The sequence below is a fragment of the Paenibacillus sp. JCM 9796 genome (assembly GCF_055379675.1).
This window is the reverse complement of record NZ_AP043723.1, coordinates 3769035-3794235: the sequence shown is the minus strand read 5'-3', so window position 1 is coordinate 3794235 and position 25201 is coordinate 3769035. Positions and strand designations below refer to the sequence as shown.

Below are 25201 nucleotides of genomic sequence, written 5' to 3'. Positions count from 1 at the left end.
TTTAATTTTTGCATGCCTATATCTTCCATTCAGGAGCATGTCTCCGGGAAGCTCGTCATATACCAGAATGACAGGCTCTTTGGAGAGGAAGTGACTTTTTTGCGCAAAACAAATCCCGGCCTGCAGCTCGCCGCACTCGCCGCCGTCCTGTTAGCCAGTATGATGCTGATCTTTCCGGAACCGTCTTTTCGGGCGTCCATCAAGGGCATTGCCATCTGGTGGGATGTGCTCTTTCCCGCACTGTTTCCGTTCTTCGTCATCTCCGAGATGATGCTCGGCATCGGCATTGTGCATTTCTTCGGGACGCTGCTCGATCCGATGATGCGGCCGCTATTTCGCGTGCCCGGGATCGGGGGCTTCGTGATGGCGATGGGTTTTGCCTCCGGGTATCCGATCGGCGCCCGGCTGACGAGCCAGCTGTGGGATCAGCGTATCGTTACCCGCGAGGAAGGCGAACGGCTTGTCGCGTTTACGACGTCGTCGGATCCGATCTTTCTGATCGGCGCCGTATCGGTCGGCTTCTTTCACAGCCCGTCGCTTGCCGGGCTGCTCGCCGCCGCCCATTACGGCTCAGCCGTTCTCGTCGGTTTGATGATGCGGTTTCATGGCAAGCCGAGGGCGGGTCATGGCGTTCAGATCCGGGAGGCAAAAGCCCCCAAGGTCAGTCGGATAGGTATATGGAAGCAATCGTTTCGGGCGATGCACACGGCTAGATTGCAGGACGGACGAACGCTTGGCGTCATGCTGACGCAAGCTTTATCCTCGGGTCTCCAATTATCGTTCGTCATCGGAGGCTTGGTCGTGTTTTTCTCCGTCGTCATGGAAGTACTGGCGTCCGCAGGCGTGATGTCGTTCATTTATACGGGGGTGCAAACCGTGCTGCAGGGCGCAGGCATTCCCTCCGTCTTGGCAGAAGCCGTCGTGAACGGATTTTTCGAGGTGACGCTAGGAGCCAAAGAGGCCGGCAGCGCAATCGGCATTCCGCCCATGTACAAAGCGGCGATTGCGGCCTGGGTGCTCTCGTGGGCAGGGCTGTCCGTTCATGCGCAAATCGTCAGCGTGCTTCACCGCACGCCGTTTCGCTACACGCCGTTCTTATTCGCGCGGTTCGTGCACGGCTTGCTGGCGGCCGCCCTGGTCCTGCTCCTCTGGGAGCCGCTGGCCGCCGTTCCCGCGACGTTCGAGCCGTCCGCTTACTCCACCGTAGACGTGACGCAGCCGCTCGCGACCTGGTTCCGGCATACGCTGCCGGCGGCGCTGACGGCTTTTACGGTTTCCCTTGTCATCATGCTGCTGCTGTCCGCCTGCTTCCTCTTCGCCCGAAGATGTATGAAGCGGATCCGAACTTAAGTTCATACGGTATATCCAAAATTTAGATTGAGGTGACCTGATGCATACGTTGTTCCGTGCACGTCAAATCCCGCTGCCTGCGGCCCTTGTCCGATTATCCGAGCTTGCTCACAACCTGTGGTACAGCTGGAACGACAGCGCCAAGTCGCTGTTTGCCGAGATCGATGCGACCTTGTGGGACCAGTGTCAGCACAACCCTATGCGTCTGCTCATCGAGGCTCCGAACGAAAAGCTGGAACGGCTCGCCGGGAATGGCGATTTCCTAAGGCGCTACCAGGCGGTTATCCAGCAGTACGACGACTATATGGAGAGGCAGACCTGGTTCGAGCGGCAATACCCGCAGCACGTTCATCAAGCGGTCGCTTACTTCTCGGCGGAATTCGGCTTTCACGAATTGCTGCCGATCTACTCCGGGGGGCTCGGCGTGCTTGCCGGGGATCATTGCAAATCGGCAAGCGATTTGGGTGTGCCGCTCGTCGGCATCGGCCTGTTGTATAAGAAAGGTTATTTCAATCAAAAAATCGATAACCGGGGCGGACAACAAGCCGAGAACGTCGTCTACGACTTCATGAAGCTGCCGATCGGCCCGGCGTATGCGCTCGATTCCGAGTCCTCGCAGGAATGCGAGGAGCCGTCGTCATCCCCGGACGCTGCGACTGAAACGGCTCCCGAGGAGCTGTACATCACGGTACCGGTGGCGGACCGTACGGTGCGTCTAAAGGTTTGGCAAGTCCAGGTGGGCCGCATACCTGTCTATTTGCTCGACGCCGATCTGCCAGATAACAGTCCCTGGGACCGCGAGCTGACCGGACAGCTGTACGGCGGTAACCAGGATATCCGGATCGCGCAGGAGGTGCTCCTTGGCGTAGGCGGCATCCGGGCGCTGCGGGCGCTTGGAATCCCGACCGGGGCGTATCATATCAATGAAGGCCATGCGGCGTTCCTCTCTTTCGAACGGCTGCGGGAACAGTTGGATCAGGGGCTGCCCTTCCACGTGGCGCTCGAGGTCGTTCGCGCCGGCACCGTCTTCACTACGCATACGCCGGTGCCGGCCGGACACGACGCGTTCCCGCTTCCGATGTTCGACTACTATTTCAGCAAGCTGTTTGCGGACTATCCGGGCTTCCGGCACGATTTCACCCGTCTCGGATTCGACGAGCGCAAGCAGGCTTTCAATATGACGCATCTTGCGATGAACACCGCTGCGCTGCGCAATGGCGTCAGCAAGCTGCACGGGCATGTGTCCCGCGAGATGTTCCGGGAGTTCCACGGGGACATTGATGTGAATGAAGTGCCGATCGGGCACATTACGAATGGCGTGCATCTGAACACGTGGCTGGCTCCGGAGCTGAAGGCGCTATTTAACCGCTTTTTTCCCGGCGGCTGGCAGCAGCATCAGACCGACCCGGACATGTGGAGCTCGCTGCAGATCGTGCCCAACGAGTCGCTCTGGAACATTCACAGCGGGTTGAAGAAGAGGCTGATCGGGCTGGCGCGCGACAACCTTCGCGAACAGCGCAGACGCAGCAGCCTACCCGCCGATAAGCTTGCGGAAGTGGACGGCTATTTGTCCGAGCAAGCGCTGACCGTCGGGTTCGCGCGCCGGTTTGCGACCTATAAACGGGCCCGTCTCCTGTTTAACGATTTGAACCGGTTGGACCGGCTCGTCAACAATCCCGAGCGCCCCTTGCAGTTCATATTCGCCGGGAAGGCGCATCCGGCCGATCAGCCCGGACAGGACATGATCCGGGACATTTATCAAGTGTCGCAGATGGATCGATTCCGCGGCAAAATCGTCATCCTGGAAAATTACGATATCAACCTCGCCCGCGTCCTTGTCCAGGGCGTCGACGTCTGGTTGAACAACCCGCGCCGCCCGTACGAAGCCAGCGGTACCAGCGGCCAGAAGGCAGCGATGAACGGCGTTCTCAATTTCAGCGTGCTGGACGGCTGGTGGGAGGAAGGTTACGACGGCACCAACGGCTGGAGCATCCATTCCAATGACAAGTCGGACCCGGAGACGCAAGATCGGGAAAATACACAGTCGTTGTACCACGTCCTGGAGCATGAAATCGTGCCGCTTTATTACAGTCAGGGCGAGTTCCCGTCCCCGTGGGTCGATCGGATGAAGCATTCGATCCGCACCTTGTCGCCGGTCTACAATACGGACCGGATGGTGATGGATTATACGAACGGCACCTATGTTCCCTCGCTTGTGCGGACGCAGCGTTTCGTAAGCAACCATTACGAGGAGGCGACAAAGGTCGCCGACTATAAGAAGTTTGTGCGGAGCAATTGGCAGCACGTCCGCGTGCTCGAGGTTAACGACGGCCTTACGACCGGCAGGCAGCCCGTCCCGAGCATGGCGCCGACAAAGGAAGCCACCGCCACGGTGCACTTCGGGCCGATGTGGTACCGCGACACGGCCGTAGAGCTCGTCTATTACGAAGAACAGCCCGATGGCTGGCGGCAGGTCGTCGTCGTCATGGAGCCGACCCGTCATCTTAACGAGAACACGATCGTTTACCGTGCGGTCATTCCGTCGCATCTCCGCCACGGCTCGCACTTTTCCGTACGCGTTCATCCGGTAAGCGCCAATTTCACCCACCGCTTCGAGCTGCCCTTGGTCAAAGCGTATTAGCCGATAGGAAGCCGTCCTGTTATCCCGGGGCGGCTTCTTCTTGCTGCGCGTTTCTGTCAGGATTGCAACTTTGCGGCGGCAACATCCGTATGTAAAACCGAAGGATACGATTTCCAGCGATTGGGGCGATACGATGAAAAGCATAAAACCGGGACGCGGCCCTTCCGCGATGGGAGCAGCCGGCAGCTTGTTTGCCGTTATCTTCGGTATATTCTGGACGATTATGGCGTTCTCGATCACTCGCGATGCGCCGTTTCCGCTTGTCGGTATCGTCTTTCCGCTGTTCGGGTTCGTCTTTATCGGATTCGGCATCGTGCAAGCCGTCTACCACTTCAAGAACGCGACCGGCCGCAATCGCATGTCGACTTTTGACATCGTCGATGCCGACCGCGAGCCCGATCCGCTGGATCGGTTCGCGGGACGCCCCCCACGGGCGTCAAGGGGAAATGAATCAGCGGATCGAAGCGCAGACAGCGGAGGCAAAAGCTTCTGCCCGTATTGCGGCGATAAAATCGAAGCCAGCTATCGTTATTGCCCGAAGTGCGGCGAATCGGTTTAAAAGGAGTGGCTGCAGCGCCGGGCCGTTCCCGGCATGCCGCCCCTTTTGACGGGGGCGGCATTGTATTATTTGACAAGATTGATTATGATGGATGGAGCTATGCTTACGATGCGGCTTTATGACGAAAGCCTTGCTTATGCTTACGAAGTGGCTTTCTAACGAAAGCCTTGCTTATGCTTACGAAGTGGCTTTCTAACGAAAGCCTTGAGGAGGACAACCAGTTGAAATACAATGTGGTTCACCGCGGCGACGAAGTCTCGATCCAATTGATGAATACGTTTCACGATCTCATACAGCGGAACGGATTGGTTCACGAGGAAACGAATCCGGATATCGTCCTCTCGATCGGCGGAGACGGCACGCTGCTTCACGCCTTCCATCGGTACAAAGAACAGCTCGATCATATCGCGTTTGTCGGTATACATACGGGGCGTCTCGGATTTTTCGCCGATTGGAAGCCGGACGAGGTCGAACTGCTTGCGCAGTTGATGGGAGAAAGCGCCCGGCAGAACGATTTGAGGGTGGTCAAATACCCGCTGGTGGAAATTCAAATCACGACACAGCAGGGCATTGAGACCGAGCTGGCGCTGAACGAATTTACGTTGAAGGGCGTCGATGCCACCTTGGTGGCCGAGCTGCACATCAACGACGAGCTGCTCGAAACGTTCCGCGGCGACGGCATCTGCATCTCGACTCCGTCGGGCAGCACCGCTTACAATAAAAGTCTCGGGGGCGCCATCATCCATCCGTCGCTCGACACGATTCAGATCGCGGAAATCGCCTCCATCAACAACCGTGTCTTCCGGACGCTCGGCTCGCCGATCCTGCTGCCGAAGCATCACCATTGCGACATTTATCCCCGCCCCCGGCAAAATATTGTGCTCTCGCTCGATCATGTATACATGCAGCGCAATGATATTGTGTCGATCCGAAGCATGGTAGCCGCCGGAAAAAAAGTAAAGTTCGCCCGCTTCCGCCCGTTCCCGTTCTGGAGCCGCGTTCGTGAGGCGTTTATTGGATACGACATGATCTAAATCATGCAAGAAGCCCCGCCGATTGGCGGGGCTTCTTGCATGATTTTCAGCCTACACGCGGGACGATTCCGGCTTCGGCTTCTGGCTGTGATGGCCGTGATTGCGGTTCGACTTGTTACCTTGACCCTGGTTACCTTGACCCTGGTTACCTTGACCCTGGCCCTGGTTGTTGCCGCCTTGCGCACGTCCCCCTTGCTCGTTGCGGTCCTGACGGTCGCTGCGATCAGGTCGATCGTTACGGTCATTGCGCGGCGAGCCTTGCGCGTTCGGGCCTTTCGACGCCCCCGGCTTGCCGTCTTTCCCGCGGAAATGAGAACCGCTTTGCGGCTTAGAAGTTCCTTGATGCGAACCGCCTTGCTTGCCGGACGATTCCTGCTGCTGTCCTCGGCCGTGATTGCGGCCGCCGCCTGGAGAGGACGAACGCGCATGCTCCTGCTTCGTCTCGGCGCGGGCAGCGTGCGTGTTATGCCGCGTCGGCGCTTGCTCCCTGCGCTCCTGCCCGGCCGGAACAGACTGCTGCTCGCCGGCGTCCTGTGCCGGTTCCCCTTCCTCTTGCGCCGCCCCTTCTTCATCGCCGCCTTGCTCCGACGGAGGGATTTCCCGGGTTCCGGTTTTCTCAAGGATGAAATAAGCGCAGCCAAAGTTGCAATATTCGTTTAAGTAATCTTCAATCGTGGAGATGACCGTGTCCTTCGTCGCTTTCGGATGGTTGTCTTTGAAAAAACCACGCAGCCGAAGCTGGCTGTATCCCCAGTCCCCGACAATGTAATCGTACCGGTCCAGCACTTCGCTATACCGCTCGCGGAACGCCTCGGGACGCCAGCCGTTCTTATGATCGACGAACACTTCATAGGTTTTGTTGGAAATTTGGATCACGGAGCGTGCCTCCTTAAGGTTACGACTGCTGGGCTGATTTGACCTGATCATGGGCGTGATATGAACTGCGTACAAGCGGGCCGGACTCCACATGGCTGAATCCGCGCTTCATGCCTTCCGCCTTCAACTCGGCGAATTGCTCGGGCGTGTAATAGGTCGTCACGGGCAAATGCTGCGGGCTCGGCTGCAAATATTGGCCGATGGTCATGATGTCGCAGTTGATGGCGCGCAAATCGTCCATCGTCCGCAGGATCTCGTCCCACGTTTCACCGACGCCCAGCATAATGCTCGACTTGGTCGGGATGTCCGGCGCGATTCGCTTCGACCGTTCCAGCAGCTCGAGCGAGCGGCCGTATTTTGCCTTCGCTCTTACTTTATCGGACAACCGCTCCACCGTCTCCACGTTATGATTCAAAATGTTCGGTTTCGCTTCAAGTACCGTCCGCAGCGCTTCCTCATCCCCCTGAAAATCCGGGATCAGCACTTCGACGCCGGATAACGGCAGACGCGCGCGCAGCGCTCGAATCGTTGCGGCGAAGATGGAGGCTCCGCCGTCCTTCAAGTCGTCTCTTGCAACGGATGTCACTACGACGTGGCGAAGGCCCATTTGCTCGGCAGCCTCGGCTACCCGTTCCGGCTCCTGCAAGTCCAGCTCGGTCGGCAAGCCTGTTTTGACGGCGCAAAATCGGCAAGCCCGCGTACAAATGTCCCCCAGGATCATAAACGTCGCCGTCCGGTTCGCCCAGCATTCGTGAATATTTGGACATTTGGCTTCTTCGCATACGGTGTGGAGCGTTTTGGTGCGCATCATATTTTTCAGTTCTTTATAAGAATCGCCGTTGGCTAATTTAATTTTTAACCATTCCGGTTTTCGCTCAATCGACGGTGTCGCCATCGTTATCCCTACTTTCCTCTGCTGGAATCCGAACATTACTAATAATGTTTATTGAAGTTATTATATCATGAATGGCGCAACAATCCATCCCGCGAATTTCGTTCGATTTCGAAATATGCTACACTAAGATGAGTGTTTCCCGGGGAGGATTTGCTCATATGATGAACATGGATCATATATTGAAGCTGGTTCAGTCCGGCGATCTGGACGTCGCGGAAGCGAAACGGCTGCTAGAGGAAGAACGCGAGCAGCTTTCGGCGGAGCGGCCGGCGGGCGCAGCAGCGCATGCCGGCCGACAGACGGACGCGCGCGAAGCGGTCTTGGGGCAAGCGCCGGGAGTGCCCGGTATCGACGATACGCTAGGCTACGCGCAGCTTGATTTGCACCGGGCTGAACGGACGGGGTTTCCCGAGGTCATTTACGGTGAAGGCAAGTCCGCGGAGCAGATTGCAGCCATTATGGAGCGGCTGTCCGCGCATAGCGATCGGGTGCTCGCCACCCGCGTTAGCGCAGACAAAGCAGCCGCCGTGCTGGAGCGGTTCCCGGGCGCGGTCTACCGCGCCGAAGCGCGCGCCTTAACGTGGCTGCGCGGCGGACAAACGCCGGACGCTTCCGGCGCGGCGCCTTACATCGCGGTTGTCTGCGCAGGAACGAGCGACGTGCCTGTCGCCGAAGAAGCTGCCGTGACCGCCGAATGCTTCGGCACCCGCGTGGAGCGCGTCTACGATGTCGGGGTTGCCGGCATTCACCGGCTATTCCGCCGGCTCCCGCTTATTCGAGGGGCCGACGCTGTCGTCGTCGTCGCCGGGATGGAAGGCGCGCTGGCCAGCGTGCTCGGCGGTCTTGTCGCCGTGCCGGTCATCGCCGTGCCGACAAGCATCGGCTACGGCGCCAGCTTCCAAGGCGTGGCCGCTCTGCTTTCCATGCTGAACGCCTGCGCGCCCGGCATCTCGGTCGTGAATATCGACAACGGATTTGGCGCCGGTTACAACGCAGCCTTGATCATAAAGAACCAGACAAAGAGGGATGACCGATGAAAATTTTATACTTGGACTGCTTCTCCGGCATCAGCGGCGATATGACGTTAGGAGCCTTGGTCGACGCCGGGGCGGATCGCCATTATATTGAAGAAGAATTGCGCAAAATTCAAGTGGAGCCATTTACGCTTGAATGGAAGCGGGTGAACAAACGCGGCATCTCCGCACTAAAGCTGGACGTGCTGCTCGATCCGCATACGCCTCCCAAGCATCATCGCCATTATTCTGAAATCGTCAGCATCATCGAACAAGCCGGGTTTTCGGAGCGAACGGTCAAGCTGAGCCTTGCCATCTTCGAGAAAATCGCCATCGCCGAGGCCAAAATTCACGATATTCCGATCGATCGCGTGCATTTTCACGAAGTGGGCGCCATCGATTCCATCGCCGATGTTGTTGGCGTAGCGCTGGCTGTCGACTCGCTCGGCATCGAGAAAATATTGTCTTCCGCCGTTCCGCTTGGCTCTGGCACGGTCCATTGCGATCACGGCATTTATCCCGTGCCCGCTCCCGCCACTCTCGAAATGATGCGCGGGCTGCCGATCGCGCCGACCGCCTATTCGCTCGAAATGACGACGCCGACCGGCGCCGGTATTATCGCTGGAGTGGTGGACGAATTCGCCAAAGGCCTTCCGCCGATGATCGTGGAATCGATCGGTTACGGCGCGGGCACCCGCGACTTGCCGAATCAGCCGAACGTACTGCGTGCGGTCGTCGGACAAGCGGACCCTTACCTGAACAAGTGGCGCGTGCACCACGATGAGATCCATCACGAGCACGGGCATAACCACCATCATCACGAGCACCACCATCAGCATGATCATGACCACGGGCATCACCGCCATAGTCATGACGATCATCACCATCATCATGAGCATCATCAGCATGATCATGACGGACACAACGCCAAACACGAGCACGAGCATGATCATCATCACCATCACGAGCATCATCAAGAACAGGTGCGCATGCACCTGCACCGGGACCATCCCCAAGACCCCCCTCATAAATTGCACGAGAGCGGCCCTGTTCTTGGCGCAGCCCGGGCGGGCAATGGGGTGAACGGAGATTCCACGCAACGCCTGAATTCTCACCAGCATTAGTGGGCAAAGGCTCTGAAGTCTGATCCGGCCGATTGCGGGAAAGATAAGGGGCAAGGCGTCCGCGCCTAAAACAAACACGAACAGGCTGCCTCAGCCTGTTCGTGTTTGTTCCACTTCCTCCTTCGTTCCCGTCAGGGAACCGAGAGCGGATTCGCTATCCCCTAACTTATGGGAAAAGCTTCAAGCTTATTCCCCGTACGTTTCCAGAAACAAACGGCGCACCTCGTCATACACCTGCTTTAGCGGCACCTGATGCTTCCTCGCCGCCTGCTCGCACTCCTTGAATTCTGGGGCGAACTGCACCATCTTACCCTGATGAAAGCCGGCCTTCACCTGCACCGTCCCCCACCGCGTATCCACGGCGATAAACTCGCGGCCGAGCCTATGACAGCTGGCCCGCATATATCGAAGCCCGAGCGTCGTCGTCTCGGCGAAAATAATGGCTTCCATGTCTCCAGTTTTGCATTCATCCACGAAAACGTTCAGCATCACGCCGGGACGTCCCTTTTTCATAATAATCGGAATCCAGTAAACGTCGTTAGCTCCCGCTTCCAGCAGCAAGTCGGTAATGTAGGAGCACCACTCCGGGTTCATATCGTCCAAATTCGCCTGCAGCAGCAGCATCCCGTCGTCCACATGCTCGTCCCGGTGATTAAAAGACATATGCGCATCCCTCCCATAGCATCATATCAAACTTATTGCGGGATAAAAAGACAATCCGCGGCACAAGCTAACGTTATTGAAGCGAGCGTAGAGCTTCACCGTACGTGATTAGGAGGTAGCTATTTTAATGGCAGCATCTTTAACGCGGAAGTTCTCAATGTGGATGTGCAGCACCTTACTCGCAACTGCGGTATGGAATTTCGATCCGGGCTCATCTGCGCATGCAGCGGCGCCTCCGGCTACCAATACAGCCAAAAACAAAGCTGTGGCGAATATGAAGGCCGTATTTGCAGAGCGAAAAGACCTTTTTGACAAAACAAGCGCGTTGACTGGAATCCCCTGGTATTACCTGGCTGCTGTGGATCAATACGAACGAACGATCAATCTTGCCAAAAAAAGACCGGCCCCGGACGGAACGGTCGCGATTTATTTTACGGATTTGCAGTGGGGCGGCATGCTGAATCCCGATCACGAAGACCGGAACCCGCAGAGCATTATCTTGTTCGGAGGCATGGGCAAAGACGGTTCCGGGGATAACCTCGCCGACCGTTCGAACGATCTGGACCGGCTGCATGCCATGGCAACCTTCTTATTAAAGCGCGGCAGCTCGGATGAAGACCTGCGCATCGGCTTGTGGGATTATTATCAGAACTCGCGCAGTGTACAGCGGATCCAGCAATTTGCCCGGATTTACGCCAAATTCGATACGTTGGACCTGCACGAACATCGCTTCGTCATGCCGCTCAGCAGCGATTATGCGTACCGCAGCACCTGGGGAGCGAGCCGCGGCTGGGGCGGGTACAGGATCCACGAAGGGACCGATTTGTTCGCGGGTTACGGCGTACCTGTGCGAAGCGCCACCTACGGCATCGTCGAAGTGATGGGCTGGAATCCGTACGGCGGCTGGCGGATCGGTATTCGTGATTTAAATAATGTATATCATTACTTCGCCCATTTGTCCGGGTTTAACAAAAAAGAAGTGAAGGAAGGGGAAGTCGTGAAACCCGGACAAGTCATTGGCTGGGTCGGCAGCTCCGGCTACGGCAAGCCCGGCACCTCCGGAAAATTCCCTCCCCATCTGCACTACGGGTTGTATCGGGATAACGGACTGACGGACTGGTCGTTCGACCCGTATCCCTATTTGCGGAAGTGGGAACGCGAAGAGCGTCTGCGCCGCAAGAAGTAAGCCGTTCCGTCCGCGTAAAGAATCGAAAGACTGCAACCGAACCCGGGCCGGACAAGACAAAGCAAAGAACCTTCATAACCACGGTCAACGTGGAGATGAAGGTTCTTTGGCATGGGACTTCGAAATTCCAAAACCGGTTTTGCGCACAGCCCCTTCACTCGCTCTTCTCCGGACGGTTATCCCTCCGCCGCGGCCTCTTCCTTCGATGGCATCCCCTTGCCCGGCTGCATGTTCAACTCCGGCAACGCGACGCCGGGCGGCATCGGGTTGGTCTGTCCGAGCGGGTTGCCTTTGCCGTCGAAATAATACGTCGGCACATCGCCGACGACAAGCGAATACGAGACCGGCAGCTCCGTCTCCACCACCTCCGTTTGCGAATCGAACGGGATGATGACGGTTACCTCCACGCGGACTTTAATGTACACTTCCACTAAGATCATGTTGATCCCGGCGTTCTGGTAGCGGGTGTTCAAGTCTACCTTCGCCGCAGCCGCCGGTACGAGTCTAATCGGAATTTCCGGCCCGAAGGAAGCGAGAATCGGGCTTTTCATCGCCTGCCCGAGCGGAATGTGATCCGGCAGCTCCCCGATTTCGTCCAACCGCTTCTGTACGATTTGAATCGTGTCCGCTGATATTCTCATATGCTCGGCGTAGTTCAGCATAAAACCTGTAATTTTACCGTTCCGGTCCGTCTTCCAATCGATTAGTTTCTCGAAGTTCGTATTTTGCGCGATGCGGTCCGATATGGCTGCATTAATCGATTCGGTAGCCACCTGCTTCATGCGCACCGTAGCCAAATGCACGAGCGGAGGCACCAGGCTTCGATCAATGTACATATAAAATTGAATCATGAGCAGGAGCAGCACGACACTAACGATTGCGATATGACGCCGCAGCTTGCTCTTGCCCGAGGGACCGCTTCTCCATCTGCGCCTCAACAGCACCGGGGTTCCCCCTTTCCCGGCCGCGGACGGCCTATGCTTCTACCAGCATATGCGGCCAGGCCGTAAAAAAGAAGAGCCCGCCTTCGGCGGGCTTACTCGTGCTTCATGTGCTGCAGCATCTGGACAAAAATTTGTTCGATATGCTCGTCGTCGAGCGAATAAAACACCGTCTTGCCGACCTTGCGGCGCTTGACGATTCGCAAATTGCGCAAATACCTGAGCTGATGGGAGACAGCCGATTGCCCCATCTCCAGCACAAGCGTCAAATCATGGACGCAGAGTTCCTGCTGCAGCAGCGTATGAATGATTTTGACCCGGGTCGGGTCCCCCAGCGCCTTGAAAATATCCGCCAGCCCCGCCGCCGTCGATTCGGAGATGAGCTGCTGCTTCAGCTCGGCGATATGCAATGTTCCCTCGCATGTCTCATCGCACTGGTCCTGCAGCTTGTTTATCACGGGTATCACCGCCCTTTTCCGCACAGTACAAGCTTCCGCTTGATTTCCATTATAGCAGAAAACGGCGCAAACCGATCAAGCTCGCTCTGCTTACGGTACGTTTATCGTGAACGGCACCGTGAATACGCGCCCTTCGTGCTGGAACTGGCCCCAAATTTTATACAAACCCGCCTTCGGGAACGTCGTAGCGAAAGCCGCATTCGGCCCCTTCGCACTTTCATCCAGCGGATGATTGTGAAGGTACTGCTCCGCGTCGCCGCTAATGACGACAACGTGACCGACAGCGCCAAGGTACGGCTGCAAGTTCGTAATCGGAGCCTTGGACTGGGCGTCCTTGATCGTAAACGTCATCGTCGTCTCTTGCCCGGCCTTCAGCTTGTCGAAGGTCAGCGCCACTTCCTTGCCGTCCACGGTCTTGACCAGGCTCGCATCAGGCTGCAACGCCGACGGCGATCCCGCTCCGCTGCCTGCGGCAACCCAATGGGTCTCGGTCCGTGCAGTCCCTCCCGCCGGAATAAAGTCCGCGATCAGCTTGTATTCGCCGTCCGTAGGAAATGGGACGTCCGCTTGGAACAAACCGTTCTGCCTGTAATCCGGATGCAGATGTGCAAAGTGAGACAAGTCCTTGCTGACGACGATCAGATGCATGAGCTTCTCATGGTTGACATCGAACTTCTCGACGGGCTTGCCGTCCGCATCACGAATTTGTACTGTAACCTGCGCCGTCTCGCCTGCCGCGGGCTTTTCCTTCGACAGCTTCCATTCCGCCTGCAACGCAGCGGAGCTCTCTGAGCTGCCGCCGCTCGCATGGCTATCGTGCCCTGCGTGCCCGCCGCCGGTTGTCGGCTCCGCTTGTCCGCCGTGATCAGCCGCCGTCTGCTTGCCTCCAGTCCCGCAGCCCGCAAGAAGCAAAACGGTCACGAGAGCCGCCGCGATAAAAATCGTACGTGGTTTGGTTTTCATCATCGTTCACCTCAAGCCAATAATACCATACCCCCATATGGTATTCAAACTATCCGCCAGCCCTCCTCCGATGAAGCGGAAACGGAAAAGCCGCCGCGGCCTCGGGTATGACGGCGGTAAACGAATACCGGTACGGCAAGCGAGGCGATCGCGGCGGCGGTGTTTGTTGGAATACATGGTCTTTATCAGCGAGGTTGACATTATTGCCGGGCGGTCGGACGCACGGAGCGGACATGCAAGCGGCACCGGCGTTAACAGCCCCAGGCTCGCCGCAGCTTTAGACGAACTCTTGAATGGCCGCCAAAATAAGCCCGATGAAGAACCCGCAAATCGCCCCGTTCACGCGAATCCACTGCAAATCTTGTCCGATCTTGTCTTCCATCATTTCGATCAGGGTCGCGTTATCGAAGCGGTCGACGTTCTCCTTGATCAGCTTCCCGATTTGGTGGTGATTTTCGCCGATCCACTGAGTCAGTCCCGAGCGGATGAATTGCTCCATGGTCTGCATGCTGTCCGAATCCGCTTTAAGGTTGTGGATCGCACGGATTAAATACGGAATCAAGTATTCGTCCGCAAACCGTTCTTCGCGGATAAAAACTGCGAGACGTCCGCGGATATCGCCGAGCGCCTGCGCCGCCTTATCGGTTAAATCCAGGCCGCCGAGCAGCTCGGTCTTCCACGCCTCAAGCGCTTCGCGCTGCTCCTCGCTCTTACCGAACGACTGGGCATAGGCGCGCAGCTCGCCCACGATCCACCGGCGGTTCGAATCCTGCCCGTTCTTCAACCGGACGATTTCCCGCAGCAGCTGTTCCTGAATGATCCCTCCCAGCTTCTCCTCGCTGACAAACCCCGCGAATGCGTTCATCGCGAACGACATAAAGCCTCCCGTGTTCATCTGCGAAACGGCGTTCACGGCAAGCGCGCCCAGCCAGTCTCGCGTGTCCGTCCGGCTGACCAGATCGTATACGACATCAAGCAGCCCATTCACCGCTTTCTCGTCGTATTGCCGCTCGATGGCATAGCTTACGCCGGTTTGCAGCAGCTCCGGCACGTTCAACGAGCCGGCCTGCCGCCTGATTTCCCGATCCGCCAAACGAGCCGCTTCGTCCCACGGAATTTGCTCCAGCACCGTCTCGATCAAGCGGATCAGCGCCGCTTTCGCTTCCGTCGTGCCGAGCTTCCGCTCGATCAGCTCGAGCAGCCGACGGCCGATCTGCAGCGATTCCAGCTTCCGGGTCAAGCTCTCCTTGCTGAGCAGCTCGTTCTCTACGATGGAAATCAGCGCCTGCGTCACACGCTCGCGATTTTTCGGAAGCAGCGCCGTATGCGGAATCGGGATACCGAGCGGATGCCGGAACAATGCCGTGACGGCGAACCAATCAGCCAGTCCTCCAACCAGGCCCGCTTCGAATCCGCTCTGTATGAACCGCACCCAGGCAATCGAATCCCACGGAATCGTGGCTACAAAGCCGATGAACATAACAATCAATGAGACCCCTGCGGTATATTTGGCCTTTCCACTCATGACAATGGTCAACTCCTTCCCTTCAACTCGGGTGACATAAATTTGTCTAGAGTATAGCATTTCATGTCGAGAATTGCCAAACGCACGCTCTTCCGGCCACTGCCTCAGGCGGTATGCCAACGGCCGTGGCTTTCGTCCGTCCGTTTCATCCTATGCGCAGCTTAACGCAGCGTCTTGAGCAGACGTTTCGCTTCGCCGCCCGGCGTTTGGATGACTTCGTACACGTTCACGGTTACCGGGAACTCAAGCTGCTCGCTCTTGATGTTGGCGAACGTCAAGGTTTGTCTGCCGCTTACCAGCTTGTTCGTGCCCGTGAACACGCCGTCCGTAGAGCCCAGAATGCGACCCAGCGTATCGACGACCTCAAACCGCAGCTTCGAAGAATTGGCGTCGGCGACCACGTCCTCCGCTTGCGCGATATCGAGATCAAGCAGCACTTTATACGTGTACGCAATCGTCTGCGCGCCTGTCGTCGCGGCGGAGATCGTGTAGTAGTTCAGCTTAACGTCGAACGGATACAGGTCGAGACGCTCTTCGATCGTCTCCTGCTGTACCGACGTCGCTAACGAAGCCGCTGTGCTTACGTACGGCGAAGCGGTTTGCGCATCGAGCAGCTTCAGCGTCAGTGCGTCACCTTTCTCCGACTGCGGCACGTTAAACGAGTAGCTGATCACGTAGCTCAGACCCGGATTAAGCGTCTCCGCAACATTGGCTTGCCTCGATCCGGCATAAGTTGCGCCCGTGCCGCTCACGAGCTGCGTCTGGAACGCCGGCAGCGCCGCCGGTATACTGCCCTTGTTCGTAATCTTGAACTTGCCGACAACCGTCTGGTAGCCTTCGTCGGGATTTTCGTGCAAATGCAGCTCCATCAGCGATACTTCCGTTTGCGCATCGACGACCTTCGTCAGCGGATCGAAGGCAATCGGGGTTCCGAGCGTATAAGCGTCAGGAAGACGGTCAGCCTGCCCTCCGTCCGGCAATGCCAGCTTCAGCCGCCCTGTATCGATGGCAATCTGCGTCGCCGGGTTACCCGCTTGCGTAAACGTATCCGTCGTCATGACGAACAATTCCGTCAGTGCGGAGCCGTTCTCGTACGGAATCGCGATATGTACGTACGCCTTCGCGCCGGCTTCCACAACGACGGGCTGCTTGTCCGTGAAAGCGCCCGTATACGTCTTTGCGGCCGCGCGGCCGTCGATACGGAAGCTCGGCACCGTCTCTTTGCCGACGCCCGGGTTCTCAACCAGCAAAGTGACGACATCTGCGTTCCCCTGGGCCGTGCTTTGCTTGGACAAGCCGACCGGCGTATACACCAGCTCCGAGTTTAAACCGGGGATGCGGAAGGTTGTCCCCCAGGCGAGCGATTCGCGCTGCCGCCCGTTCTCCGAGCCCGCCCCGTACCATACCTGGTCTGCGGCCGGCAGCGTCAGCAGCGTCGTTTCCTGCTTCGGATACGTGTATTCGTTCACATTCACCAAAGACAGGTCGGCAGGCTTGAACTCGGCCTTGCTGTCGACGGTAGCCATATAGACGAGCTCGCCGATCTCCTTCGGCTGCAGCGCCGTTTTGTTCGTGGCGCTGGGCTTTAGCGTATACGTCAAGCCGTCCGCTTGACGTATGCGAAGCTCATGCTCGGGCACGCGGTTTTGGACGGTTCCGCCATTATATAGCCGGACGACGGCCGCCAGCTGCAAGCCTTGCGCCGTCGATTCGACGGAGACGCCTTTCAATGCGGCGCGGATGTCGCTCGTCAAGCCGTAATTAACGGAAGGAGCGGATACGACGGAAGTCTGCGCGTCTGCGGCCAGCGCGGGAACGCTGGCTTGCACCAGGATCGCGGCAAGCGCCGCGGCGGTTATGCCGGTTTTCCAAGGGGTTCTTTTTCTCATGCTAGATTTCTCTCCTCGCTTTATGATTTGGAAGTGTCTGCCTGTTGTCCGTCCTTCAACGTGTGTTGTCCTGTGACGACCAGCTGATCGCCTTCTTTCACGCCTTCCAGCACCTCTTGATAGGAGCCGTTAATGCGGCCGAGCTTGACTTGGCGCTTCTGGTATTGATCGCCTTGCTGTACAAATACGTACGTCGCGGACTCTTCGCGCACGATGCTTAAGGTCGGAACGGCAACGACTTGCTGCTCGGCATCCGATGTCAGCTGAACCATGACGCGGGCGCCTGGCTGGAGCGCGCCGTCTGCGTTCGGCACCTCGAGTTCCAGCGTGAACGTCTTGTTCTGGGCGCTCATGACCGGCGCCAGGTAGCTGATGGCGGCGGTCCCTTTTTTGTCCGGAGCGTCCGGGCTGTAATACGTAAGCTGCTGCTTGTTTTTCACCAGCTGGTAATTCGTTTCCGACAGCTCGGTTTTGATTTTGACCGGATCGATCTGCTGCACTTGGCCGACCTTGCCCCCATTCATCGAAACCGTCTGTCCCGCCACGACGTTAAAATCGGTCAGGAGCCCGCTCGCCGGCGCCTTCACGCTGTAATTGTCCAAATTCCGCGTCGCGTCTTCCAGGGAAATACGCGCCGATTCCGCCTGCGTCTCGATCGAAGCGATCGTATTGGAATTGTCGTTCGCCGCCAGCTTGCTCCGTGCCGACTCCAAGCTCATCCGCGCGTTATCCACCTGCTGCTTGGACTGATCAACCTGATGCTGCGTCACTTTCCCGGCGTCGAAATCGTTGCGCATTTTATTGTAATCCTGCTCCGCATTGTTCAGTGCCACTTCCGCCCGCGTCACCGCATCGGCCAAATCCTTGCGGTTGTTGACCCGGTCGTCCTTCGCCTTCTGCAGCGATTCCAGCGCGCTGCTGAGCGCCAGCTCGCTCTTCCGCTTCGCCGACTCCGCATCGCGGCTGTCGATCCGAAACAGCACATCGCCCTTCTCCACGAACTCGCCGCGCTTGCGCAGCACTTCCAGCACCTCGCCGCTTGCCTTCGGCAGGATATCCAACACGTTCAGCGCCACAACGTCAGCGACTTGCTCGACAGGTTGTCCGATGTCGTGTTTCACGACCGCCTCCGTTCGGACCGCCCGTACCTGGAGCTGCGCTTCCGCCGCACCCGCTCCTTGCCCCGGAACGGAGCAGCCGACCGCCGTAACGGCAATCGCCGCTGCAACGACCAGCACGCCGACGGAGCGACTTTTCAACGCTCTATTGTTGTCCGCACTAACCTTTCTCATCTCTTGGCCTCCTCAACCTTCTCTATCTCTATGTCTGTTCGATCGATGCCTGACTCTACATCTCGAGCGCTTTCGCCGGAGGCTCCTGGACCTTCTTCGTACGGTTGAACCTGCGCGATACCCGGTTCTTGAGCCCTTCGATCATTTCATACACAACCGGCACGACGACCAGCGTCAAAATCGTCGAAGTCGTTAAGCCCCCAATCACGACGACGCCAAGCCCCTTGCCGATCAAAGCCCCTTCGCCGGACAAGCCGAGCGCCAGCGGGATCAAGGCCATAATCGTCGCACCCGCCGTCATGATGATCGGACGCAAGCGAACTTTCCCCGCTTCAAGCAGCGCCTGCCGCACCGTATACCCTTCCTCGCGCAATTGCTGCGCCCGGTCGATCAGCACGATCGCGTTCGTGACCACAATTCCGATCAGCATCATAAAGCCGATCATCGACGTAACGTTCAGCGCTTCGCCCGTCAGCACAAGTCCGAGCAGGCCGCCGATCGCCGCAAGCGGCAGCGAGAACAAGATCGCGAACGGCGCACCTGCGTTCCCGAAGGCGAGCACCATGATCAGGTACACGACGCAAACGGCTACACCCATGGCCATAAACAGCTGCGAGAAGCTTTCGTTAATGTCGGCCGAAACCCCTTTTACTTCGCGGGATACCCCGTCAGGCAGCTCAAGCGCGTTCAGCGCCGTGGTCACTTGTTGGCTGACGCCGTTTTTGTTGTCGGCATTAATTTTGGCCGTCACCTTCACGAGCTGCTGCTGATCTTCGCGTGTGAGCGCCGCCGCCGATTGAATCTCGCTGACTTTGGCGATTTCCTTCAAATAGACGGTGGTTCCGTTAACCCCGGTCAGCGGGAGGTTGCCGAGCTTCTCAAGCGTATCTTTGTCGGATTTATCGAGCGAAACGGTCGTCGTGTACGTCTCGTTATCCAGCTTGAGGTCGCCAATGCTTTGCTTCTGAATCCAAGCGCGGGCGGTATCGCGCACACTTGCGGCCGTCAGACCGTAAGCTCTCGCCTTTTTCTGATCGACTGCGATTTCGACCTCGGTTTTCGCATCGCTCAGGTTGTCTTCGATTTCGCTCAATTCAGGGAACGTATGGAGCTTTTCCTTGACCAGCGCGGCCGCTTTCACCAGTTGGTCCTGATCTTCGCCCTTGAGCGAATACGAGAAGTCCGTGGTCGTTCCGCCGAAGTCGTTGCCGAGTGAACGCGGCTCAACCTCGGAGCCTTGCGGCAGCTCGGAGACAATGAAGGCTTTCACCTGCTCCTTCACCTTGTCCGGATCAACATTCTCGTTCACTTCCAAATAAATTTGGGAAGCGTACGGGGTCCGTTCATCGTCGTTGCCGCTGTATCCGACAAGTCCCTCGACGAATTTGAAGACGGGTTCTCCGCGGCTGTCCTTCGTTTCCATCAGCATGTTCTCCAGCTCTCTGGTTTTCTCGTCGGTCGCCTCGAAGGACGTCTCATACGGAAACTTCAGAGAGAAGTACATCGTTCTCGAGGCCTCGCTACTGGGCAGGAACGACACGTTCAGCATCGGAATCGTAGCGGCCAGCGTAACGACAAACAGCAAACCGGAGATGAGCAGCGTCTTGATCCGGTTCATAAGCGTCCACTTCAGCACGTTCTCATAGAACGAGGTGAAACGGCTTGGCTTCGTTTCGTCATGCGCCTTCACGTTTTTCGCGCCGCGCAGCACCAATATTTTCGCCAGCATCGGAATGACGGTTACGGCGACTACTAACGAGGCCAGGAGCGCGCAGGCCAGCGTGATGGCGAAAGGCCGGAAAACGGCGCCCACAATTCCGCTTACCATCCCCATCGGCGCAAATACGCCGACGGTGGCGAGCGTTGAGGACGTAATAGCCATCGAAACCTGCTTCGTGGCAAGCGCAATGACGGATTCGTTCCGGGCCTGCGCCTTCTCCAGCGAGGCGTAAATGTTCTCGATGACGACGATCGCATCGTCTACGACCCGTCCGACGGCGATAAACATCCCGCCCAGCGTCATCGTGTTTAAGGTCAAATCGAACTGCCACATCAGCAGCAGCGTGATCAGGATCGATAGAGGAATGGACACCAGCACGATCAAGGTCATACGCACGTTGCGCAAAAACACGAGAATCATTAGCGAGGCAAGCAGAGCCCCGACGATGCCTTCCTTCAGCATGCCGTTGATCGAGTCCCTGATCTGATCCGCGCTGTCGTAGGTGCTCTTGAACACGACATTCGGCAGCGTCTGATGCCAGCTTTCGAGCTGGTTGTGGATGTCGTCCGAGAAATCGACCGCGTTGGCGCTGCCTGCCTTGTACAAGATGAGCCCAATCGCCGGCTTGCCGTCCAACCGTCCTTTGAAGTCGGACTCGGTAATCGCCTTGACTTTCGCCACTTGCGACAGCTTGACGATATCTCCCTTGCCGGTCACGATTTCGAGCTGCTCCAGCGCATACAAGGTGTCGATGTCGCCGGTCACGCGCGCCATCTTGTCGTTGCCGTTCAGCTTGACGCTGCCGATCGGACTTTTCGTTACGGCGGCGCTGATCGCATTGCTGACTTGCGAAGGCGACAGGCCGAAGGCCGCAAGCGCACCGGCATCGAGCTCGATATCCAAGCTCGTATCGCGAGCCCCGATGACGTCCATATGGTCGAGCCCTTTGATGCTTTCCAGCCCCGGCTCGATCGTATCCCGGTACACCTTGTCGAGCTCCGTCTGACTCATTCCGTTGTCTGCGTATACGACTAAGTAATTGGATGCCATGGAAGAGGCTCCAAAGGTGGAAGCCTTGGGCGTGCTCGCCGAAGCCGGCAGCCGCACTTCCGTAAGTAAGCTTTCGATGTCCTGCTTCTTCTTGTCGATATCGACGTCCTGCTTAAACATGATGATAATCATGGAGTTGTTGTCGCTCGACGTCGAGCTCATCGAGTCGATGTCCTCGACACCCGCGAGCTTTTCCTCGATCGGATCCGTGATTTCATCCATGACGTCCTTCGGCGCGCCCGCATATTGCGTCGTCACCACAACGACGGGGAACGAGATATCCGGCATGTTTTCCTTTTTCAGCTCGCCGGACGCATAGATCCCGCTGCCGAATAAGAGAAGCATGATGATAAACAAAGCGGAAACGTTTTTCATAGAAAATTGCGTGATTCGATTCATTCCTGCACTCCCCTCATTCCTTAACCTGAACGTTTCCTGTAAATTGGCGTCCTGCCTACTATACGAAGCGAATATGAACGCAGTATGAACGGAGGTACAATCAGAAACGCAAAAAAGACGTTTGCCCGAGGCGAGCCAAACGCTTCGCTTCAGACAACCGTCCTTGGTCCGGTTCAAACCGGTAGTTTACATGCTTTTGGAAGCTGCGGGCACGCTCGGCAACGTGACGATAAATGTGGCGCCCTGTCCCGGCTGGCTTTGGACTTCGACCGAGCCTTGGTGAAGCTCGACGATTTTACGCACGATCGACAGCCCCAGCCCGCTGCCGCCAAGCTCGCGCTGCCGGGCGCGGTCCGCTTTATAGAACCGTGTGAAAATAGGCTCCAGATCTTCTTCCTTAATCCCTATGCCCGTATCCGCTATCACGACCTTCACGCGATCGGTTAACGCCTCGAGCCTGATGGAAACCCGCCCTTCCCGGGGCGTAAATTTAACGGCGTTGCCGAATAAGTTGATCCACACCTGGTTCAGCTGATCGGGGTCCCCGGTAATTTTGACCCGCGGCAGTTCCAGCTCGAGCTCCAGCTCCTTCGCCGACCATTGCGGCTCCAGCGCCACGACGACCCGCCGCAGCTGCTCGTCCAAATCGAACGTGACCGGGTGAAACGGGTGGTGCTCCGACTCGAGGGACGCGAGCTTCAGCAAATTTTCGCTAAGCCGGGAAAGGCGCAACGACTCCGTCTCGATGATATCCAAATACTGGTTTCGCTCGTTGGCGGGCATGCCCGGATCGCGGATAAGCTTGGAAAAGCCGGAAATCGACGTCAGCGGGGACTGGATTTCGTGCGAGACGTTGGAGACGAAGTCCCGTCGCATCTGCTCAAGCTGCTTCAGCTCCTCGGCCATATCGCTGAAGCTGCGGGCCAGCTCGCCGAGCTCGTCCTTTCTTTTGCCCCAGTTTAAACGGATGTTAAAGTTTCCTTTCGCAATACGCCGGGTCGCCACCGTCATCAGCTTGAGCGGCTGAACCAAATAGCGCGCGGCAATTAATATAAACAAGCTGCCGACCCCGAGCTCGATCAGGAGCGACGTCAGCACAATTTTCCTCAAATCGTTCAATTGCTCGGTCCGCGCTGCCTGGACGAAAACCGCATGCCTGGACGTGCCGGTTTGCAGCGGATACCCGATCGTCCGGTGAAAGGGCGGACCGTCGCCGCGATAAATACCGCCGTTCAGCACCGACCGGACGGCTTCGTCCGGGATCGTCTCCCCGTCCCGGCGAGCCCCGTACGTTTTTCGCCCGCCTTCGTCATCGACGATCGTGATCGAGTACGCCTTCACCCAATGGCGCTCACCCATATACTTATCCGCGGCGGAAGTCCCCATAAGCCGATAAGTTTCGGCAATATCCTGCGCCGTATTGACCATTTCCTCTTCGATCCCCAGTTCGATCCGATCCCGATACACATACGTCGTCGCAAAAAAGGCCACGATCAGCCCGAACGTGACCGCCAGCAAGAACGTCAGCACCACGCGCAAGTACAGCGACCGGATCACGGCCGCACCTCCAGCTTGTACCCCAGCCCGCGAATCGTCTTGATGCTGAGGCCCGTCCCCGCTTCCGGCAGGCGCTCCCGCAGCCGCTTGATATGAACGTCGACCGTCCGGTCGTCTCCTTCGTAATCAATGCCCCATATTTGTTCGATCAATTGGTTACGCGTAAATATTTGGTTCGGGTAAGAAACGAGCTTGAACAGCAGCTCGAACTCTTTGGGCGGGAGCTCCATCCGCTCTCCCAGGCACAGGACCTCGTAGCTGTTGCGGTTCATCTCCAGTCCGCCCAGACGAATGACCGGCGACGTGCTGATCCGATACCGCTTCAGCAGCGCTTTGACCCGCATCATAAGCTCCATCGGATCGAAAGGCTTGGTCAAGTAATCGTCCGTTCCAAGCCGAAAGCCTTTCACTTTGTCGGCGGACTCGGCCTTTGCCGTGACCATCAGCAGCGGCAAATCGGCATCATACGCCCGAATTTCCTGGCATAGCTCCCAGCCGTCCATGTGCGGCATCATAATATCCATCACGACCAAATCGACGGTTGTGCGCGCCAAGGCGTCCAGCGCTTGACGGCCGTTCTCCGCCTCCAGCAGCGTGAAGCCTTCGCCCTGCAAGGTGGCCTTGATCAGCCTTCGAATATGGGGATCGTCGTCGACAACGAGAATTTTGGTCATGGCCCTCCCTCCTTTATGCTCCATCCGATACCCTGATCATAAAGGAGACGCCGCTTCTTTTCAACGTGGCGGCGGAGGCAGGCGGCGGTCAGCGGGGTCTAGCTGAAGAACGCTATGCCGACCAAGCCCGACAAGACCAGAATGGCCGCGGGATGCATCTTGTACTTCAAGATGCCGACAATCACGCCGCCCGCAATAAGGATTGAGCCGAAGGTGTGCCAGCTCCACAGCGGGCTGACCGCTTCGACCACCCCGAACCGCAGCGCAGCGTACAGAATCAAGCCCGTGACGACGGGACGGAGCCCGTAGAAGGACGCCCGCACCCACGCATGCCGATGGAATTTGAAAAAGAACGCCGCAATCGTCACGACCACGAGCAGCGAAGGCAGCACCATGCCCCCCGTAGACGCGATTGCGCCGGGGAGGCCCGCCGTCTTCAAGCCGACCAGCGTAGCGCAATTCGTTGCCATCGGTCCCGGCGCCATGCCGGCCAGGGAGACCGTTTCGGCGAACGCAGCGGCGCTCAGCCAGCCGTTCGCTTCAACCTCATGCTGAATGATCGGAACCATCGCATAACCGCCGCCGAACGACATGAGGCCGATTTTGAAAAACGAAACAAATAAGCTCCATAGCATGGCGCTTCACCTCACATTCAGATGCCGTCGGCAATGTAATAATCGGCGTAAGCCGGTACTTTAGGCGCAGAGCTTCCATCCGCTTCCGCCCCGGTATCCGCGTCTTTGTTCAGACGAACGACCATGCCCAGCTTTTGTTTCACGATAACGAAAGAGATGCCTGCCCAAATGCCCGAAGCGATCAGAAATAAAGGATGGATCGATGCGGAAATCAGCAGCACGACGGTACAGACCGCGGATAGAAACGTCGTCATGTCGTAAACGGCGTTGCGGCCCATTCTGTAGGCGGCAACAAGAATGAGACCGAACACGGCAGCATGAATGCCCTGCAGTGCCGCTTCGATCTTCGCATAACCGCCGAAGACGGCGTACCCGGCGCTTAGCAGTATCGCAATGATAAACGTCGGCAGCGTGATGCCTACGATAGCGGATGCCGCTCCCGGCATTCCGGCCAGCCGGTAACCGATGAACGCCGCAGCGTTCACGCCGATGCCCCCCGGGGCCGATCCGGAAACGGATAGCACCTCGGACATCTCATGCTCTTCGATCCATCGGCGCTTGACCGTCACCTCCCGCTCGATAACGGGAATCATCGCATAACCGCCGCCGAACGTGACGGGACCCATTCGCAGAAACGTATAAAATAATTGCCCTAATAGGCGAAGTCGACCCGTTGTCATATAGCCCGCCCCCTTACAACGATGGCTCATCGTGTTGTTGACTCTATTATACTCCACTTTATTTCGATTTGGAATAA

The 25201-nt window shown here is 57.5% G+C and carries 21 protein-coding genes; 7 read left to right on the top strand and 14 right to left on the bottom strand.

The genetic code is table 11. From position 1 onward, the window contains the following. The first annotated feature begins 99 nt into the window (after positions 1–99). The 4 genes from ylbJ (at position 100) to ACZ439_RS18345 (ending at position 5584) form a co-directional block, all read left to right on the top strand. On the top strand, positions 100–1350 hold the full coding sequence (gene ylbJ / locus ACZ439_RS18360; protein WP_464620020.1) for a sporulation integral membrane protein YlbJ: 1251 nt from the start codon (positions 100–102) through the stop codon (positions 1348–1350). Between the two features lie 40 nt (positions 1351–1390). Further along, positions 1391–3991 (top strand): alpha-glucan family phosphorylase, encoded by a 2601-nt coding sequence (glgP, locus tag ACZ439_RS18355; RefSeq protein ID WP_464620019.1) that lies wholly within the window; start codon positions 1391–1393, stop codon positions 3989–3991. Between the two features lie 70 nt (positions 3992–4061). Further along, positions 4062–4550: a zinc ribbon domain-containing protein gene (locus tag ACZ439_RS18350; RefSeq protein ID WP_307720663.1), complete on the top strand. Its 489-nt coding sequence runs from the start codon at positions 4062–4064 to the stop codon at positions 4548–4550. Between the two features lie 221 nt (positions 4551–4771). Then, positions 4772–5584: an NAD kinase gene (locus ACZ439_RS18345; RefSeq protein WP_127604985.1), complete on the top strand. Its 813-nt coding sequence runs from the start codon at positions 4772–4774 to the stop codon at positions 5582–5584. 51 nt (positions 5585–5635) lie between these two features. Here ACZ439_RS18345 and ACZ439_RS18340 read toward each other — a convergent pair whose 3' ends face one another. Both ACZ439_RS18340 and lipA read right to left on the bottom strand, forming a co-directional pair. After that, positions 5636–6460 (bottom strand): YutD family protein, encoded by an 825-nt coding sequence (locus ACZ439_RS18340; protein WP_127604987.1) that lies wholly within the window; start codon positions 6458–6460, stop codon positions 5636–5638. Positions 6461–6479: 19 nt separating this feature from the next. Beyond that, positions 6480–7355 (bottom strand): lipoyl synthase, encoded by an 876-nt coding sequence (lipA, locus tag ACZ439_RS18335; protein WP_127604989.1) that lies wholly within the window; start codon positions 7353–7355, stop codon positions 6480–6482. 158 nt (positions 7356–7513) lie between these two features. Here lipA and larB point away from each other — a divergent pair, with 158 nt between their 5' ends. Beyond that, positions 7514–8392 carry a nickel pincer cofactor biosynthesis protein LarB gene (larB, locus tag ACZ439_RS18330; RefSeq protein WP_464620018.1) on the top strand — a complete coding sequence of 293 codons (879 nt, stop codon included), beginning with the start codon at positions 7514–7516 and terminating at the stop codon, positions 8390–8392. Further along, complete coding sequence (gene larC / locus ACZ439_RS18325; protein WP_464620017.1) at positions 8389–9492, top strand: nickel pincer cofactor biosynthesis protein LarC; 1104 nt, start codon at positions 8389–8391, stop codon at positions 9490–9492. The genes larB and larC overlap by 4 nt, the downstream gene beginning before the upstream one ends. A gap of 186 nt (positions 9493–9678) precedes the next feature. Here the strand turns inward: larC and larC2 are convergent, their stop codons facing one another. After that, complete coding sequence (larC2, locus tag ACZ439_RS18320; protein ID WP_054796339.1) at positions 9679–10155, bottom strand: nickel pincer cofactor biosynthesis protein LarC2; 477 nt, start codon at positions 10153–10155, stop codon at positions 9679–9681. A gap of 127 nt (positions 10156–10282) precedes the next feature. On the opposite strand from larC2, the gene ACZ439_RS18315 reads away from it, so the two are divergent. Then, a complete protein-coding gene (locus tag ACZ439_RS18315) occupies positions 10283–11341 on the top strand; it encodes a M23 family metallopeptidase (RefSeq protein ID WP_464620016.1) in 1059 nt (352 codons plus the stop codon). Between the two features lie 176 nt (positions 11342–11517). Here the strand turns inward: ACZ439_RS18315 and yunB are convergent, their stop codons facing one another. The 11 genes from yunB to ACZ439_RS18260 form a co-directional block, all read right to left on the bottom strand. Next, a complete protein-coding gene (gene yunB / locus ACZ439_RS18310; protein WP_236595799.1) occupies positions 11518–12285 on the bottom strand; it encodes a sporulation protein YunB in 768 nt (255 codons plus the stop codon). Between the two features lie 92 nt (positions 12286–12377). Then, on the bottom strand, positions 12378–12737 hold the full coding sequence (locus tag ACZ439_RS18305; RefSeq protein ID WP_054796364.1) for an ArsR/SmtB family transcription factor: 360 nt from the start codon (positions 12735–12737) through the stop codon (positions 12378–12380). A 93-nt stretch (positions 12738–12830) separates the two neighbouring features. Continuing rightward, positions 12831–13703, bottom strand: coding sequence for a hypothetical protein (locus tag ACZ439_RS18300; RefSeq protein WP_054800176.1), 873 nt, complete (start codon positions 13701–13703; stop codon positions 12831–12833). 277 nt (positions 13704–13980) lie between these two features. Continuing rightward, complete coding sequence (locus ACZ439_RS18295) at positions 13981–15228, bottom strand: DUF445 domain-containing protein (protein ID WP_464620015.1); 1248 nt, start codon at positions 15226–15228, stop codon at positions 13981–13983. 161 nt (positions 15229–15389) lie between these two features. Further along, positions 15390–17117 (bottom strand): DUF4352 domain-containing protein, encoded by a 1728-nt coding sequence (locus tag ACZ439_RS18290; protein ID WP_054800173.1) that lies wholly within the window; start codon positions 17115–17117, stop codon positions 15390–15392. Positions 17118–17137: 20 nt separating this feature from the next. Further along, positions 17138–18409, bottom strand: coding sequence for an efflux RND transporter periplasmic adaptor subunit (locus ACZ439_RS18285; protein WP_141335370.1), 1272 nt, complete (start codon positions 18407–18409; stop codon positions 17138–17140). A 55-nt stretch (positions 18410–18464) separates the two neighbouring features. Beyond that, positions 18465–21578, bottom strand: a complete 3114-nt coding sequence (locus tag ACZ439_RS18280) for an efflux RND transporter permease subunit (RefSeq protein ID WP_464620014.1) — start codon at positions 21576–21578, stop codon at positions 18465–18467. Positions 21579–21764: 186 nt separating this feature from the next. Continuing rightward, the gene (locus ACZ439_RS18275) at positions 21765–23135 is read right to left on the bottom strand and encodes a sensor histidine kinase (RefSeq protein ID WP_127605003.1); all 1371 of its coding nucleotides are present in this window, start codon (positions 23133–23135) and stop codon (positions 21765–21767) included. Then, positions 23132–23809 (bottom strand): response regulator transcription factor, encoded by a 678-nt coding sequence (locus ACZ439_RS18270; RefSeq protein WP_127605005.1) that lies wholly within the window; start codon positions 23807–23809, stop codon positions 23132–23134. Before ACZ439_RS18270 ends, ACZ439_RS18275 begins: the two co-directional genes overlap by 4 nt. 98 nt (positions 23810–23907) lie before the next feature. Beyond that, entirely contained in the window at positions 23908–24444 is a 537-nt protein-coding gene (locus ACZ439_RS18265; RefSeq protein WP_127605007.1) for a chromate transporter, read from the bottom strand. A gap of 17 nt (positions 24445–24461) precedes the next feature. Then, positions 24462–25124, bottom strand: coding sequence for a chromate transporter (locus tag ACZ439_RS18260; protein ID WP_054796334.1), 663 nt, complete (start codon positions 25122–25124; stop codon positions 24462–24464). Positions 25125–25201 lie beyond the last annotated feature (77 nt).